The following is a 16,524-nucleotide window of genomic DNA, read 5'->3' as shown; positions in this document are numbered from 1 at the left end:
TATAGTATATTCTCCCACCTGTATATACGACATTAGCACTAGCAAGTTTCAGATAAATCAAAAAAAGAGCTCATAAAGAGCTCTTTTTTCAGAAGTTAGGCAAGATAGACCGTAATTGAAGTCGCTTTTCCTTCTCTTATCGCTTTAGCATGTGATCCCTCAATTTCTTGTCCTTCGAGGGTTACACGTTTACCATCCTGATAAACAATGACAGTTTGCTGGATGGTTACTCTGTCATCCCCAAATGTATCCTTCCGCTCAGAATTGATATACGTCACTTTCGTATGACCTAAGAACGTAAACGATACTTCACCTTCTACTGTAAACAAGTCACCTTGAAGTATTGGAGAAAGCGCTAAACTTAATTCGCCTTCTTTCATAATGAAAGGACCATTCCCCATCATCATGTATTTCCACATACTTAAGAATTCAGCCGTTGACCCGCTTAACCTTGCAACAAATCCTTGCCCATGCAATGTAGGATCAGGATTGACGGAACTTGCAATGAAAGAAGAATTCTCAAGTGTGCTTCTTCCATAAACCGCCGGGTCTAAGAAAGGCACTAAGCTATCATGCATTTCTTCATAGAATTTATCGTACAGGCCTGCTTTCAATAAAGATAGCAAATATTTATACGACATATGAAGGAAGACAGATTCGCGTTCGAGCCAACCTGGAGTGAAAGCTTTAATTCGTCCAATTTCATTCGGTTGTCCTTCTAAACTTACCGAAGTCTTAAACATATGAATGTCTTGATCATACAGGTCACTCTGACGAACGAGACTGTGGATGTCCTCTGCATCGTTCATAACTTTCATGGCACGCGCAGGTCCTTCAAGAAAAGCAGGCAACACATGTGTTTCCCACTTCTTTACATCAACATGGTCATAACCATCTTGCCCCTTACTTCCATCAATCACTTCATAATCAACAGCTTCATAATAGAAGTAAGTCGGATAAAGACCTTCACCGAATTCTTTGGCCTTTTCAATCCCTTGTTCAACTTTATTTAAGAAATGAGTGAGTGCTGTAAGAAGATGCTGATGGTCTACAGATGCTTCCTGACCATCAATTCCGAAGTTGACAGACTCTCGGTATTCCTCACGCAGAGAAGCAACCCGGTCCCAATATTGGATGTCGGTTATCTCTCTATCCTCCCACAGGCGCACATTCTCATATACTCCATGCAGAAGTGTATGCATCTCTACAGGAATCAGAATCCCTTCGTCGACACGTTTCAATGAAGATACAAGGAAAGTAAGGAGTCTTTTCAGTTCAAATGTTTCACTCATACCGGAACCTACTAAACCAGGTAATCCGTTTAATGCATCATTCCACCCTGGTTTGTTTGCCTCCATCTCAACGCCCATACCCTCAGCATCTAATAGAGAGAATTTATTAAGCGCTAATGATGCGAGCTTAACGATTAACGTTGTTTCATAAATTTCACCTTTACCATGATTCGTTCTCAACCAGTTTGTGTCATTGCGACGAATGCCTAATCGAGTTTCCTTCTCCTCATCTTCATGAACAGCTTCGTATTGCCTTACACCCTTTGGCGTTAACACATACTTCTCTTTTCTAGGAGAAATACGAACCGGACTATCGAAGAATCGATAACGCTCTTCTTCAAAGAGCAGTTTGTCCACTTGATCTGGATAAATGGATAGATAGTTATCGATCAAGTCCATGTTATACGTCCAGTGATCTACCCAGTATCCTTCTCCGAAGCTTGCTTCCATTCTTTGTTCAGCATACTTTAGAACTGAGGTAAATACATCTTCTACATCACCCTTTAGTTTGACCTCTTCTTCTTTCAGGAAGGTCATTAACTTCCCTGGGGTGAAAGGTTGATCTAGTAGTGCACCAAACTCTTCTTGCTTGTTTGCAACGTTTTCTTGTATGATCTTCTCTTTATCTTCAGCTTTAACGTCAAATTGGCACCCTTCTACTAACAAAGGGTTGTACCCGTCCGCTTGGATAAAGTTCATAAACATTCGAACATTAAATGAACCGACTTTCGGATTGAAGTAAAGGTCATTACGACGATTTTGGTTCATATCCCTAAAGTTTCCATTACCTTGAGAGTAGTACTCCGGAGCTAGCTTGAAGAAGTTATAGTCCCTTTCCAGATCTCCATGCTTTCTTGAATATACATGATAAATGAAGCCCTCTCCTCCATTATCTAAAACAAGAGGTAAGCCGCCCCGCAGAACATTATCAAGGTAACTGTGGCGGCAATATTGATCGAATATCGGGGATGAGGTCTTCGTTTGAATCGCACTTGTTAGATCTTCAGCAAGTTGCTTGGCTTCTTGTTGCTTCTGATCGATAAACTGTATTTGTGTTAGCGTATCCCGTTTTCGATGAATTTTCTCAGAATCTGATACGTGACCAATTAATGTGTTAAGAGGTAATGTTCCTCCCTGATCTAGCGTACTCTTCACAGCCGAGAAACCACATGGAACTTTATTGGTCGCACGCTGAACGGTACTTAGAAGTTCATCAACAGAATGCGTCAGGAATCGTTCAGGGAACTGAAGGGACTGCTCGCTCCCAAAGATGACATTCGCATCTATAATAGGAGGCAACACCACCTCATCTTCTGAAAATGATAGATAAAAGTGCCCTCCCTGTACCTCACGTACCTCGGCAACGTCTTCCATACTCGCACGAACTTTATAGTAAGGAATCCGACTCTCCAGGTTAAACACTTCCATCCAACTACGTGTTAGATTTCCTACTTCTTTATAAGCAGCGTTTGTAACCCCGTATGGAAGGATTTCAGGCAAGCCATCAATGACTTCAATGTCCCGCTTTTCAGGTCGCAAATTCACAATCTCAACACGTCTTACTAGAGCAGCAAAATCTTCTCCGGGCATCGTGAAATACACAACATTCACTTGAATCCCATGCCCGTTATGAACTTCCTGGATCTGAAGCTCATTCGCTTCTACTGTCATTTTGCGCTCGACAGTATCCATCCCTGCTCTAGGGGAGAATGGCTCATAGACCTCGCCGTCACATTTAATAAACGTACGAAAACCTGTATTCGTTACATTTTTATAAGCAATGGAAGCTGGTGAGAATTCCATAATTGGGGTATCCTTATCCTGTATACCAAAGCTACAAATACCTTGCCCTCTGTTTACATAAAAAGCCCACATCGGAATTCCGTCCAAACCTGCTATGCCAGGTAAAAAGCTTGAAAAAGGCTTTGCTTTATCATATTGAGCGACTTCGAATCGATTCAACTCATCAAAGCCATATGTTATCCCTTCCATCATACTCTCCATGAAAACCTCTCCTTTACTGTGCATCTTGTTCCCAAATGTACGTCGCTATAGAATGAGGCGAAAGTTCTCCGTGGAACGCTTTCTGATCCCGATTGACCGTGAATTCCGCTTCCTTGTCGGATTCATTCATCACAACCATTACGAGAGATCCATCCTCATTTAAGAAGGCTGTAGACTGTAGTGATTCATGGCTGATCTCAAGCCCTACTCTTACAGCTCCAGGACGTATGTACTTACTAAAGTGACCAATATAATAGAAGGAACTGTTATAATGAACTTCTCCTGTTTTCGTATCAGCGATAATCGGAGCATCACACAGATTCCCTACATGGTTTGGTCCACCTTCTTCATTTAGAACCATATTCCAATCGATATATCCTTCTGTCCAATTGTTAAGATCGCCAATCATATTGCGGCCGTAGCGTTCACCTGTAAACCACTCTCCAAGCTTCACGCCACCTTCCTGGCATCCTTCTGTAAACAGCAAGTGCTTATCTGGGAATCGGTTGTGCACTTCCCCAACGTTTTCAAACGCTTCGCTCACGTACCAATGGAATCCAGTGCCCCATACATACTTAGCAGCTTCAGGATCTTCTAATATAGTTGAGGCTCTCTCGACCATAATATCGCGATTATGATCCCAAATAACAAGTTTCAAATCTTCTAATCCCTCGCTGACCAAAGTAGGACCGAGGTGATCCTTAATAAAATCACGTTCTTCTTCTGCAGAATAAATACAAGAGTCCCACACCTGGACAGCTGCTGGTTCGTTTTGAACCGATAAGCCCCATATATCAACTCCAGCTTCGCGGAAAGCATGAACAAACTTCGCGTAATATTTCGCCCACGCATCTCGGTACTGTGGCAAAAGCTTTCCGCCGTTGTTCATCTCTCCATTACTCTTCATCCAGGCCGGTGGGCTCCAAGGGGAAGCTAGCAGCTCGATCTCCCCGCCTTTTTCCTTCATTGCATCTTTCACAAGGGGAAGGACCCATTTATGCTCTCGTTCTATTGAAAAGGTAGTAAGTTCTTCGTCTCCCTCTTCCACATAGGTATAGTTTCCAAGAGCGAAATCACAGCTATGGATCGCCACTCTTCCGATCGTATACCCTAGTCCTTCTTCTGGATGGAAGTAGTTCTTGATGACTTCATCCCGTTTTTCTGGAGAGATTTGACTTAATGTATAAGCTGCCGCTTCTGTGAAGGCTCCCCCGAAACCGAGAATCTTTTGATACGTTTCATCCGCTTGAACAGTAAGATCCCCCTCCTCGTTAAAATCAACGAGAGGGAGAGATTCTTTTTCAGTTAATCTGTCTCCAGTATCTTTAGAAGTTAAAATGGTTCGAACCTTTGACATGTTTCTCCTCCTTATATGGTTCTTGATCGCACAATATCCGTATAGCGCTTGGCACTGTCCTTGACATAACGGTTTTGTGTTTCAAAATCAACGTATGTGATCCCAAATCGCTTATCGTATCCGAACGCCCATTCGAAATTATCAAGAAGAGACCATAAGTAATATCCTTTAATGTTCATTCCTTCTTCGTTCAGTTCAGCAACCGCTGTCAGATGTTGTTCCACGTACCCTTTCCGTCCTTCGTCATGAACGCTTCCGTCTTCTTCTAACACATCATCGAACGCAGCGCCATTTTCCGTAATGAAAATCGGCAATGTTGTGTAATCCTCACGAACTCGGTAAATCAGCTCTTTAAATTCATTTGGCGAGATGTCCCAACCCATGCCCGTTTTCTCATAATCAGATGGAGCTGCCTGGAATGTTAAAGGATTTTCACTGGACGCTTCGATCAAAGCACGATTGTAGAAGTTAATACCAAAGAAGTCACAAGATATTGAAATCGATTTCAAATCGCCTTCTTTTATGAAATCAAATTCACAACCGTTGTTTCCATATAACGTCTTCATGTCTTCAGGATAGCTTCCTTTGAAAACAGGATCGATAAACCAGCGATTCAGATAACCATCATATGCCTGAGCCGCTGTGTAATCATGAGTTTCCATGCTAGCTGGGTAAACAGGAGACATGTTCAATGTAATGCCAATTGGTTTGTCTTTTTGTAATGTTTCTTTATACAATTCAACCGCTTTTCCGTGAGACAAAAGCAGGTGATGCGCAACTTGAATAGATTCTTGCAAATTCTGATGTCCTGGTGCATGAACGCCTTCATAGTAACCTAGCATCGCTACACACCACGGTTCATTATGGGTGATCCACATATCTACTACATCATCTAATTCTTCAAAACATTTCTCTGCATATTCTAGGAACCAATCAATACTCTCACGATTGGTGAAGCCACCTTTTTCATAAGCCCATTGAGGTAGGTCCCAGTGGTAAAGCGTAACGAAAGGGCGAATGCCTTCTTCTTTTAATCGAGTAGCCAAACGTTTATAAAACGCCATTCCCTCAGGATTATATTGACCTTCATGAGGAAAAATTCGTGGCCAGGCAATCGAGAAACGATAAGAATCTACTCCAAGACTTTTTATAATTTCAATATCTTCTTCAAAACGGTGATAGTGATCACATGCAACTTCTCCTGTATCTCCGTTGTGAACCTTACCAGGTGTTAAGGAAAATGTATCCCATATAGAAGGAGTACGTCCCCCAACTGATGCGGCTCCTTCAATTTGGTAGGAAGATGTCGCTGTTCCAAAAATGAAATCTTCTTTAAATCGCTGCATAGTGTAACCCCTCTTCTTTATCCTTTAATTGATCCTGCTGAAATACTGCTAATGATATATTTAGAGAAGAATAGAAACGCGATCATGATTGGTACAACAGAAATCGCAATTCCTAAATACATGGAACCTAAGTTTGTAGCTACTTGAGAACCTTTTAAGAATCCCATAAGTACAGGTAGCGTATACTTCTCTGGTGAGAATAAGACAACTAATGGAACGATATAGTTGTTCCAAGATCCGATAAATGTGAAGATCGACATCGTCGCAACCGCTGGCATCATAATTGGCAATGCTACAGTGTGGAAGATTTTTAACTCTCCTGCTCCGTCCATACGAGCTGCTTCAAGTAAAGAAGGGTGAAGCGTCGTAGATAAGTACTGACGAAGGAAGAATACCACAAATGGACTTGCAATAGCCGGTACAATTAGCGGAATGTACGTATCAAGTGTTCCAATCGCATTGTTTAGCTCATAGAATCCGATTAACCCTAGCTGTCCAGGTACCATCATCATAAGAAGCATGAAAATGAATAGTAGATTCTTTCCTTTAAATTCATAGACTGCAAATCCAAATGCCGTTAAGGCTGAGAAATAACCACTTAGAACCGTAACGGAAACAGAAACGATTAAACTGTTTTTAAATCCGTTCCAAATGTTCACATAATCCATCATGGTGCGGTAGTTCTCAATGAGAGCACTTCCAGGAAGGAAGGAGAACCCACCTAATATGGCTTGATTTTCACGAGTTGCGTTGATAATCATCATGTAGAAAGGAACAATGCTGATAAGCGTTAACAGGATCAACAGTGTGTAAATCGCCTTTCTGGAGAAACTTCTTTTCTTCTTCAACCCTTGTTTGTTAACGGGCACGTTTAATGACTTTTTCTCAGTTTTCATCTCGTTACCCCTCTTTCTTCGCGTTAGTTCGATACATGGATCGGAATGTAACTACAGAGAATATTACAGTGATCAGGAACAGTGCATAAGCAATTGTCGCTGCATATCCGTAGTTGTTATAGCGGAATGCTTGGTTATACAGATAAAGAACCATTGTATTTAAGGACCCTTCAGGTGCCCCGAGACCATCTGTTATTAACATCGGTAGATCAAACAACTGCAATCCACCAATAAGTGATGTAATCATGACATAAAGCATAATAGGTTTAAGTAAAGGCAATGTAATGTGTACAAAAGTCTGCCATCTGTTCGCTCCATCAATGAGAGCCGCCTCATAGAGTTCACCAGGGATCCCAGATACACCGGCCATAAGAACGATAAAGGTGTAACCAAACCACATCCACGTTAAGATCAGCGCTACAGAAATTTGAGCTGTTGCCGGTTCGTTCAACCAATTAATAGGATCAGAGATAAGACCAATTTTCATTAAGAGCATATTGATCGAACCATGCTGCCAATCAAGCATAATGTTAAACAGAATCGCTACTGAACTAATCGTAATCAAGTTCGGTAGATAAAATACGGCGCGGAAGAATCCGATCCCTTTAATGCGGTATCGTAAATCGGAGAATAGTGCTGCTAGGAACAATGCGATTCCAAGTTGAAGCGCAAAGTTTAATCCCCAGATCTTCCAAGTATTGATGAAGGCTTCTAAGAAGTAGCCATCGGTTAAAATTCGTGTATAGTTCTCGAGTCCAATGAACTCCGGCTTTCCATACCCTTCATACCTCGTAAATGTGTAATAAAAGGTCAGCAAAACAGGATAGATATTAAAAACGAGAAAGATCGCGAAAAATGGTGCGATAAAATAATACCCTTTGTGGTTTAACTTCTTCATTGGTATCCCTCTCTCTATCAGACTATCTACATAAGTGCCTTAAATAGAATAGAGGTAGTCGCAGTCCACTCGGGAGACCGGACTACCTCTTCTATCATTGCTCTTTATGGTGTCTTAATTTCCGGATAAGCATTTTTCACTTGCTTGTAGAATTCTTCAATCGCTTCTTCTTTCGTCTTCTTACCATCAACATACTCAAGTACCTGAGCCCCAAGAAGTGTATCAATTTGCTGATCATACTTCGTTACGATGCCTGGCTCGATCTTTTTCGCTTGATCTAGGAAGAACGTGTAGTTGTTTTGTCCATTAAGAAATGGCTCGCTGAATTCGTCTTTGATCTTGTCATTAACAGGTTTGTAAGATAGAACGTCACCTGTTTCTTTCGCCCAATCTGTTAAGAATTCTTCATCATGCGTCATCATTTGTACAAAGTCCCAAGCTAAATCTTTCTTTTCAGATCCGCTATAAATACCAATCCAAGTTCCACCCCAGAAGTAAGGTACCGGACCAGTTGTTACGCCCCAATCGCCTGAAGTGTCTTCAGCATTAGGCTTCAACACACTGTGAAGACCCCAAGTTGGTAGCGCATAAGAGAATACTTCTGTTTTGTCGCTTGCTTCCGCATCTTCATCTACTTCTTCCCAGCCGCCGTTATACGCGATTGGACCACTCATAGAAGCATTCCAAGATGGAGACCATTCTGGAGCAAAAGCTGTATAATCTTTCTCTCTTAATTTCTTCGCGTGATCAAAATAGTTCAATTTCGCATCTGTCATAACCAATTCATCATCTTCATTTACCCAAGGCTGTGGATCTTCACCTTTTGCAAACCAACGAATCGCACCTTCATCAGGGAACAAGCGATACCCTTCAGCTTTTAACTGCTCGCCCACTTCGAAAAGCCCGTCCCAAGAAGACATCATTTCACCTAACTGACCTGGATCATCTGTACCTAGAACTTCTTTAGCAATACTACGTTTGTAGAAAATACCACCTGGTGTTGTTTGCCAAGATAACGCTTTCACATTACCTTCAGAATCTTTCCCTAAATCGTATACATAGTCAATGTAGTCACCTTCCAACTCATCCGCATTGTAAGGCTCTTGAGATAAGTTTTCCCAGTAATCGCGATCTGTCCACTGCTTTAAGAATGCAACCTCACCTGTGAAAACATCCGGTGCTCCAACTCCGCTTTCTAAAACAGGCTTAAGCTTTGTAGGATAGTCCGCAATCGGAACAATCGTTAATTCAACTTTTACGCCATTTTTCTCTTCAAACGTCTTGATCGGCTCTTTCAATTCGTCCGTGAACGACCATACTTTCAGCACGTCATCATCTTTCGCTCCATCACCTGATGCAGAACCTGAATCAGAACACCCAGCAAGTAGTGCAATACCTAAAATCAACGTCAACAACAAAGACCAACTTAACCTCTTTTTCATCTTACTACCCCCTACAGAGATTTTATTAAAAAGGTACAATGACCTTCTCCTAATAAGTTTTCGAAACCGGTTTCGAAATATTTAAAAAAATATAAATCCACTTGCATGCGAAACCGCTTTCGAAAAAGCTAAAAAAATATAAGTTACTTACACGAAACCGCTTTCGTTTTCATTTTACAAGAGCCTTTAATGAATTCATTAAAAGCCTCCCTTGCTTATGCAACAGGACCAGTACTCTTACGAATGATTAACTCTACCGGAACCTGGGTACATGCTATATAACTCTCTTTACAATCAATTTGCTTTAATAATAGTTTCGCAGATTCTTGACCTATTAAATCGGTCTGTTGTCGAATCGTCGTTAAGGCAGGATGGATATACTGAGCCAGTTCGATATCATCATAACCGACTACAGATAGATCTTCCGGAACTCGGAGTCCCTGTTCGTGAATGGCATTCATGGCACCCATGGCCAAGCTGTCTCCTGCTGCATATACAGCAGTGGGTCGCTCTTCCAATTCAAGCAACGACTTCATAGCTCTAGCGCCGCCTTCTATTGAAAAGTAATCCCCATTCACAACGTATTCATCAGGTACTTCAAGATGTAATGCTTGCATAGCTTGATAGAAACCCTTCTTACGCTGTTCCCCCGCAAACGTTGACTCATGCCCTGCAATGTGGGCGATTCGAGTGTGTCCTAGTGAATGCAAATGGTCAACCGCAAGCCGACTGCCTTCATAGTTATCAGAATAAACGACGCTCGATTGATCACTACTCATATCTATGACGACTGTCGGAATCGGATCTTCAATCAATTCCTTCACTTGTTCGTCATCATATGTTGAACAAACAATGACTACACCATCTACGCCTCGATACCTGAAATGATCCAAGTAACTTTTCTTCTGATTACTAATATTTCTTGAAACAAACAGAAGATCGTAACCTTCTATTTCTACCTCTTGCCTAAAGCTTTCGATTACTGCATTAAAGAACGGATGTTTTACACCGATCCCTAACGATTCGATGAACACTACGCCAATCGTCCAAGATTTTTTAGTGGTTAACGTTCTCGCATGAGAGTTTGGTAAATAGTCCATCTCCTCAACTGCAGCCTTAATCGCTTTCTTCGTCTTTTCGCTTACATCTGAATAATTGTTTAATACTTTTGATACAGTTGTGACAGAAAACCCTGTCTTCTTTGCAATATCATAGATTGTAACCATAAGGTCCACCTCTTACTTTTCGAAAGCGCTTTCGTTACTTGTATTATAACCATTTGATTCTTTTAAAAGCAACCCGTTTTCTGAAAATTTTTTTGCTTTTTTTGCTTTTTGTCATTATCTAGACTTATTTTTGTTATGAGTGGGCGTTTAATCTGATGCGAGTCGCGTGCCAAGGGGCGGCGAGCTTGAGCCGTCCTTGCTTCACTTGAGCCGTGGTGCATTCACTTGAGCCGTCGCGCCCAAGTTCGATCCGTCCACCTCACAAATCAACTCCCCCAATCTTCCAATAAAAAAACAGCCCCGTAAAGAGCACATCCTCTCATGAGTACTCTAAACGGAACTGCTTCTGGATCTATTCAACTATTTTGCCTCTGCCTGCACTTCAGATTCAACTTCTTGCTCCGGAGTAGCGCGCTTTACAAATAACGTAACGACAAATGCTGCTATGGCAAAGAAGAAGACAACCCAGTACACCAACTCAACACCTGATACGAGTGCTTCTGCTTGGCTACCTGCAGTAGTCGGACTCGCGGCATTTTCTAAATAGGCATTTTTTCGTGATGTCATAATACCGATAAAGACCGAGATCCCGATCGCGCCTGAGACAGGTTGAAGTGTATTCATGATGGCTGTTCCATGTGGATACAGGTGCTTCGGTAATTGGTTTAGACCGTTTGTTTGGGCTGGCATCATAATGGCAGATACCGATAACATCAATAGTAAATAACACACGACAATGTAAGGGATGGATGTATCAAGACCGATGCGGCTGTAAGCAAACATCGTTCCGCTTAATACAACTGTCGCTGGGATCATTAGTTTTCGTGGGCCGTATTTATCAAACAGTTTACCCATAATCGGTGACATTAAGCCGTTCAGCAGGGCTCCTGGGAGTAAGATAAGTCCAGCGGTAGCCGCCTGTAAACCGAGAGCTCCTTGCATGTACATAGGTAAGATAATTTCTGATGAAAACATAGACACCATAATGATGACAAACATTGTTAGGCCGAGAGTGAACATCGGATAACGGAATACGCGTACGTCTAAAATTGGTTCCTCTAGCTTCAGTTGACGGAATGTGAACACGATGAGTGAGATCACGCCAACAATAATTGATAGATAAACCTTCGGAGCAAGGAAGCCTGCATCCCCTTCGCCTGCTAGACTAAAGCCTAACACGACACCGCCAAAGCCTACTGTCGATAAGACAATTGAAAGAATATCAAGTTTTGGTTTCGTCACTTCCCCGACGTTTCGCAAGAATTTAAGAGCAAATGCGATTGAGAACAATGAAAATGGGATTACAGTGATAAATAAGTATCTCCATCCTAAATGTTCAACGATGATCCCTGATAGTGTCGGACCAATGGCTGGTGCGAACATAATAACAAGGCCGACTGTTCCCATCACCGCACCGCGTCGTTCCGGTGGGAAGATTAATAGAAATGTGTTAAAGATAATCGGGATCAGCACACCTGTGCCGACTGCTTGTAGCAAGCGTCCTCCAAGTAAAATTGGGAACGTTGGGGCTATTGCACAAATGGCAGTACCAATCGTGAAGATCGTCATTGTCCCTATAAACATTTTTCTTGTTGTGAACGATTGAATTAATAAAGCCGAGATGGGCGTCATAATTCCCATAACAAGCATGAATCCTGTCGCCATCCATTGCACGGTAGGTTCATTTACTGAAAAACGATCCATGAGAGTTGTAAGGGCAATGTTCAATAACGTTTCATTTAATATCGCAAAAAACGCCCCGATGATTAGCGTAATCATCACGGGCATGACTTTAAAGTTCGGATCATTGGCCAGAAACTCATAGCGCTCGTTTTGTTTTGTTTCGTCCATGATGTCGGGTCTCCTTTTTTCTGTGTATTCCAAGTGACTATTGTAATACATCTTTGAAGTTTTGTGTTCCCTAACGCATTCACATTTGTGAAAACTTTACATGATTACGATGTTGTCATCTTCAAACCAACGATCCCAACGACAATCATCGTGATAAATAGAAGTCTTAGCCACTCTCTCGATTCACGGAAGAAGACCATTCCAATCAGTACCGTTCCAACGGACCCAATTCCTGTCCAAATCGCATATGCTGTTCCGATTGGTAGCATCTCGATCGCTTTTGATAATAAATAAAAGTTTATGATTCCAGCAACTACCATCAGGAACACGTAGCCTTTATTCTTAAATCCGTCCGCAAGCTTCAAGAAGGTAACCCCAGAAACTTCTGCCAGTCCTGCTACAATTAACTGAATCCATGCCATTAGTGACTCACCTCACTTGCTTCTGAATCTTCTTTTTCTGTCACTTTAAGTCCTATAATTCCTGTTATGAGAAACAGAATAAAAAAGACTTTCAATACACTAATCAACTGAGGCTCTGTAATGAACTCAATAATTACCGCCCCAACAGTCCCGATCCCTGTAAACACTGCGTATGCTGTCCCGACTGATATGGATTGCATAGCTTTAGATATCAAAAAGAAACTGACCACAATTAATACAATTGTAATCAGGCTCGGGACCATTTGAGTAAACCCTTCTGAGAGTTTCATTGTAAAGACCCATAAAACTTCTATTACTCCGGCTATAAGTATATACGTCCAAGCCATACTTATCCCTCCTCGACTTTAGGAGCGAACGAACGCCATGTCATTTTTTTGACCGCTTCGACCCGTTCGTTAAATTCGTTCTCATCATAATAACTGTACTCTACAAACAATCCATCCACGATGCATAAGATCATGGCGAGTCCAGTATCAAGATCAATATCACTGATTTCCTTCTCCTCAATGGCTACTTGCAGTTCTTTCTCTAACAATGTATTAAATTGTTGCTCATACTCTAGTAATTTCGCCTTTAACCCTTCACGAAATGCTTCAGGTGGAAACAAGGTCATTCGCCTCCACAACGTAGCATTTACATCATTCTCTTTATAAAAGTGCACATGCTGATCTATCATAAAATGAAGCCGCTCACGAAAACTAAGTTGTTGAACCTCTTTCATTCCTTGTGAGAACTTATCAATTTCATCTTGGTAAGCACGATCAATGACAGCCCAGAAAATCTCTTCCTTATTTTTAAAATGGGAATAGATCGAAGCCTTTTTCATTCCTACTTGCTCCGCTAACTCCGAGAGAGCCGTTCCTTCATATCCTTTAGAAGCAAATAGCCTAAGCGATTCTGATAAAATTTTATCTTTACTCACACCCAAGCCTCCTACCTAACGTTCGGTAGGTAAATTGTATATCGTTCTACTATTTTAGGTCAAGTCACTCATTTATGGTTTAGTTTGCCAGAAAAAAGGTAAAGACCTAAAGACACACTATACCAAATAGAACGAGAGTGACACTATGACCGAGATCTTATTAAATCACATTCCTTCTTCATTGCTACATATCTTAACAGCTATGACTCTAACTCATCTATTTTTTTATCGACACACCATGTCTTACAGCCGAAGAATTGCAACCATACTTCTTGGTGGCGGGCTCGTTATGATTATAGATGTGCCGAAATTAATAGGCAATGTGTCTACTCACTCCCTATTTTTACTCCCATTCACAAGCCTTGCATTAGCCCTCTTAACGTACAAACTCTTGCCTTTTACCTTTTTTAGAAGATGGATCGGCATCGCGCTACTATTACTTATTGCAGGGATCGGGATTGATTATTTGGGAAATGGGGCTCATCTTTTCTATCCTATAAACGAACATAACCTAGAGTATTCTCTTATTAAGAGGGACCTTTGGCTTCTAGGAGGCTTACTCTTGATTACGCTTTTCTCCCTGTCGCAAAAGCTTTACGGATGGAAATGGGTTGTAAGCGGTCTATTGATTCTTTGCCTATTACTAGGGTGGAAAGCCTACTCAAAGCAACAACTTCAACAAACTCTTGATCAACAATACTCAGATGAAGAAGTAGTCAGAATTAGGACACAACCTGCTGCTTATGTTGGTTACAAATGGCGTTTTACTGTATACACCTTAAATGATGTGTCATACGGAGAAGCCATTGGTGGAGAAATTACAGAACTACATGAATAAAAAACGAGTATGCTTCCCGTTCGTATCAGGAGTAGACTCGCTTATTTTCTAAGGAAGTTCACACTAAAAAGAAGTCATCCTTTAAAAGGATGACTTCTTTACGTAATCGTCTTATTTAATCACCATAACAGGCGCATCCACTCGCTTCACCACTTTGTGGCTGACGCTGCCAAGGATCATTTCTTGTAGGGCATTGTGACCACGGCTACCGATTACGACGCAATCATAGTCGTTCTCGTTTGCGTAATCTACAATCGTTGGTCCTGGTTCACCGTGGAGAATGTGGGTCTTAAAGGAAACGCCTTCTTGTTCTAAAACCTCTTGAACCGATCTTGTCTTTTCTTTTCTCTTTAGTTCAATTTCATATTCGCTCATATTATGAAGAACGTCTTCTTTTGATTTGTTTCCGTCTACCACATAGACGATCTCAACTGTTCCACCGAACTGTTTGGCTAACGCTGCCGCATGCTTTGTTGAGCGCACAGAATGTTCAGATCCATCTGTTGCTAGTAATATTCGTTTATACATTGCCTTCACCCTTTTACAATCAAGTAGTTTAGTGTGTTTTTTGTATTATTTTCAATCCTAGTCGTAAGGTACCTCAATAATAAACGGGTGAAACATAGACCTGCACTCGTTAGACAAATTCCCTATCTACATGTATAATGTTTCTGTTTCTCAAATTCTGTGAGATAATAGAGTTTTGAAACCTAAGACTTTTGGTAAAGATAAAAATAAGAACACAATTGACTCAAAATTATGATAGTTCGCTTGCTGGTTGTTTACGACCCTCAAATGAACTACTATAGGAATAGCGATTTTTTTAAAAGGAGTTAACTATATATGAAGCAATCCATTTACGGATTAACGTTTGACCAACTGACGGATTGGATTCTGGAACATGGTGAGAAGAAGTTCCGTACGAAACAAGTATGGGACTGGCTTTATCAGAAACGTGTAACGGACTTTTCTCAAATGAAAAACGTCAACCAGTCTTTGATTGATTTGTTAGAATCTCACTTCACACTCGGAACGTTAACAGAAGAGATTAAACAAGAATCACAAGATGGCACCATTAAGTTTCTATTTAAACTAGCTGACGGTAACGTAATTGAAACAGTTCTTATGCGCTTTAACTACGGCCTTTCTGTTTGTGTTACAACCCAGGTTGGTTGTAATATCGGCTGCTCATTCTGCGCAAGCGGAATTTTAAGCAAGAGCCGCGACCTTACAAGCGGTGAGATTGTGGAACAGATCATGCAGGTTCAACACCACTTGGACACTCAAGGTAAAGATGAGCGCGTGAGCCACATTGTCGTTATGGGTATTGGTGAACCATTCGATAACTACGATCACTTAATGGACTTCTTAAGAGTTGTAAACGATCAAAAAGGTCTTTCCATCGGAGCTCGTCACATTACCGTCTCTACAAGTGGAATTGCACCGAAGATGTACGACTTCGCAGACGAAGGCATTCAAGTGAATCTGGCGTTATCCATTCACGCACCGAACAATGATCTTCGCTCTAAGATTATGAAGATCAACAAAGCGTATCCACTAGAGAAGCTTATGCCAGCCATTGACTACTATCTAGAGAAAACGAACCGACGCATTACGTTCGAGTATATCTTACTGAAAGACGTCAATGACCATAAAGAGGAAGCTGAACAGCTGGCTAACTTATTAAAGGATAAACGTCACTTATCTTACGTGAACTTAATTCCTTACAACCCAGTAGCCGACCACCCATATGATCGAAGTGAGAAGGAAGCCATTCTTACGTTCTATCAAACCCTTATGGATCGCGGCATTAAATGTGGTGTCCGTACAGAACACGGAACAGACATTGACGCAGCTTGTGGTCAACTTCGCAGTAAGCAAATTGAGAAAGAAAAAGCACGCAAAAAGAAAAAGCTACAAAACAGCTAAAAACACGAGGCCATGTGCCTCGTGTTTTCATTTGCATTTTTGTTGACGTATGACACCGTGTCATATATAGTAGACCAGGT

General features: G+C 41.3%; 14 protein-coding genes. 2 read left to right on the top strand and 12 right to left on the bottom strand.

Features of this window, described 5'->3' with window-relative positions; all coding sequences use genetic code 11:
* Window positions 1–95 precede the first annotated feature (95 nt).
* From IMZ31_RS06390 to IMZ31_RS06340, 11 genes are all read right to left on the bottom strand, one after another.
* Window positions 96–3,296, bottom strand: coding sequence for a cellobiose phosphorylase (locus tag IMZ31_RS06390; RefSeq protein WP_371825485.1), 3,201 nt, complete (start codon window positions 3,294–3,296; stop codon window positions 96–98).
* A gap of 13 nt (window positions 3,297–3,309) precedes the next feature.
* Window positions 3,310–4,653, bottom strand: a complete 1,344-nt coding sequence (locus IMZ31_RS06385; RefSeq protein ID WP_207529728.1) for a glycoside hydrolase family 30 protein — start codon at window positions 4,651–4,653, stop codon at window positions 3,310–3,312.
* A gap of 11 nt (window positions 4,654–4,664) precedes the next feature.
* Window positions 4,665–5,999, bottom strand: coding sequence for a GH1 family beta-glucosidase (locus IMZ31_RS06380; RefSeq protein ID WP_207529727.1), 1,335 nt, complete (start codon window positions 5,997–5,999; stop codon window positions 4,665–4,667).
* Window positions 6,000–6,016: 17 nt separating this feature from the next.
* Window positions 6,017–6,895 (bottom strand): carbohydrate ABC transporter permease, encoded by an 879-nt coding sequence (locus IMZ31_RS06375; protein WP_207529726.1) that lies wholly within the window; start codon window positions 6,893–6,895, stop codon window positions 6,017–6,019.
* A gap of 4 nt (window positions 6,896–6,899) precedes the next feature.
* Window positions 6,900–7,793 (bottom strand): carbohydrate ABC transporter permease, encoded by an 894-nt coding sequence (locus IMZ31_RS06370; protein WP_207529725.1) that lies wholly within the window; start codon window positions 7,791–7,793, stop codon window positions 6,900–6,902.
* A 104-nt stretch (window positions 7,794–7,897) separates the two neighbouring features.
* Complete coding sequence (locus IMZ31_RS06365) at window positions 7,898–9,235, bottom strand: ABC transporter substrate-binding protein (RefSeq protein ID WP_207529724.1); 1,338 nt, start codon at window positions 9,233–9,235, stop codon at window positions 7,898–7,900.
* 215 nt (window positions 9,236–9,450) lie between these two features.
* Window positions 9,451–10,461, bottom strand: coding sequence for a LacI family DNA-binding transcriptional regulator (locus IMZ31_RS06360; protein WP_207529723.1), 1,011 nt, complete (start codon window positions 10,459–10,461; stop codon window positions 9,451–9,453).
* Window positions 10,462–10,821: 360 nt separating this feature from the next.
* The gene (locus IMZ31_RS06355) at window positions 10,822–12,312 is read right to left on the bottom strand and encodes an MDR family MFS transporter (protein WP_207529722.1); all 1,491 of its coding nucleotides are present in this window, start codon (window positions 12,310–12,312) and stop codon (window positions 10,822–10,824) included.
* Window positions 12,313–12,416: 104 nt separating this feature from the next.
* On the bottom strand, window positions 12,417–12,734 hold the full coding sequence (locus IMZ31_RS06350; RefSeq protein ID WP_207529721.1) for a DMT family transporter: 318 nt from the start codon (window positions 12,732–12,734) through the stop codon (window positions 12,417–12,419).
* Window positions 12,734–13,081 carry a DMT family transporter gene (locus IMZ31_RS06345; RefSeq protein WP_207529720.1) on the bottom strand — a complete coding sequence of 116 codons (348 nt, stop codon included), beginning with the start codon at window positions 13,079–13,081 and terminating at the stop codon, window positions 12,734–12,736. The genes IMZ31_RS06350 and IMZ31_RS06345 overlap by 1 nt, the downstream gene beginning before the upstream one ends.
* Before the next feature lie 2 nt (window positions 13,082–13,083).
* Window positions 13,084–13,677, bottom strand: coding sequence for a TetR/AcrR family transcriptional regulator (locus tag IMZ31_RS06340; protein WP_207529719.1), 594 nt, complete (start codon window positions 13,675–13,677; stop codon window positions 13,084–13,086).
* Window positions 13,678–13,822: 145 nt separating this feature from the next.
* Here IMZ31_RS06340 and IMZ31_RS06335 point away from each other — a divergent pair, with 145 nt between their 5' ends.
* A complete protein-coding gene (locus IMZ31_RS06335) occupies window positions 13,823–14,515 on the top strand; it encodes a hypothetical protein (RefSeq protein WP_207529718.1) in 693 nt (230 codons plus the stop codon).
* A 111-nt stretch (window positions 14,516–14,626) separates the two neighbouring features.
* Here the strand turns inward: IMZ31_RS06335 and IMZ31_RS06330 are convergent, their stop codons facing one another.
* Window positions 14,627–15,043: a universal stress protein gene (locus tag IMZ31_RS06330; protein WP_207529717.1), complete on the bottom strand. Its 417-nt coding sequence runs from the start codon at window positions 15,041–15,043 to the stop codon at window positions 14,627–14,629.
* Window positions 15,044–15,358: 315 nt separating this feature from the next.
* On the opposite strand from IMZ31_RS06330, the gene rlmN reads away from it, so the two are divergent.
* Window positions 15,359–16,444, top strand: a complete 1,086-nt coding sequence (rlmN, locus tag IMZ31_RS06325) for a dual-specificity RNA methyltransferase RlmN (RefSeq protein ID WP_207529716.1) — start codon at window positions 15,359–15,361, stop codon at window positions 16,442–16,444.
* The last annotated feature ends 80 nt before the right edge of the window (window positions 16,445–16,524 follow it).

Source organism: Pontibacillus sp. ALD_SL1 (assembly GCF_017355605.1).
Note: the sequence above shows the minus strand (reverse complement) of the source record. Positions and strands in the feature narration are given on the sequence as shown.

Excerpts from the sequence above, each read along its gene's own strand:
- IMZ31_RS06390 (WP_371825485.1), bottom strand. The coding sequence starts at position 3,296 with ATGGAGAGTATGATGGAAGGGATAACATATGGCTTTGATGAGTTGAAT.
- IMZ31_RS06385 (WP_207529728.1), bottom strand. The coding sequence starts at position 4,653 with ATGTCAAAGGTTCGAACCATTTTAACTTCTAAAGATACTGGAGACAGA.
- IMZ31_RS06380 (WP_207529727.1), bottom strand. The coding sequence starts at position 5,999 with ATGCAGCGATTTAAAGAAGATTTCATTTTTGGAACAGCGACATCTTCC.
- IMZ31_RS06375 (WP_207529726.1), bottom strand. The coding sequence starts at position 6,895 with ATGAAAACTGAGAAAAAGTCATTAAACGTGCCCGTTAACAAACAAGGG.
- IMZ31_RS06370 (WP_207529725.1), bottom strand. The coding sequence starts at position 7,793 with ATGAAGAAGTTAAACCACAAAGGGTATTATTTTATCGCACCATTTTTC.
- IMZ31_RS06365 (WP_207529724.1), bottom strand. The coding sequence starts at position 9,235 with ATGAAAAAGAGGTTAAGTTGGTCTTTGTTGTTGACGTTGATTTTAGGT.
- IMZ31_RS06360 (WP_207529723.1), bottom strand. The coding sequence starts at position 10,461 with ATGGTTACAATCTATGATATTGCAAAGAAGACAGGGTTTTCTGTCACA.
- IMZ31_RS06355 (WP_207529722.1), bottom strand. The coding sequence starts at position 12,312 with ATGGACGAAACAAAACAAAACGAGCGCTATGAGTTTCTGGCCAATGAT.
- IMZ31_RS06350 (WP_207529721.1), bottom strand. The coding sequence starts at position 12,734 with ATGGCATGGATTCAGTTAATTGTAGCAGGACTGGCAGAAGTTTCTGGG.
- IMZ31_RS06345 (WP_207529720.1), bottom strand. The coding sequence starts at position 13,081 with ATGGCTTGGACGTATATACTTATAGCCGGAGTAATAGAAGTTTTATGG.
- IMZ31_RS06335 (WP_207529718.1), top strand. The coding sequence starts at position 13,823 with ATGACCGAGATCTTATTAAATCACATTCCTTCTTCATTGCTACATATC.
- IMZ31_RS06330 (WP_207529717.1), bottom strand. The coding sequence starts at position 15,043 with ATGTATAAACGAATATTACTAGCAACAGATGGATCTGAACATTCTGTG.
- rlmN (WP_207529716.1), top strand. The coding sequence starts at position 15,359 with ATGAAGCAATCCATTTACGGATTAACGTTTGACCAACTGACGGATTGG.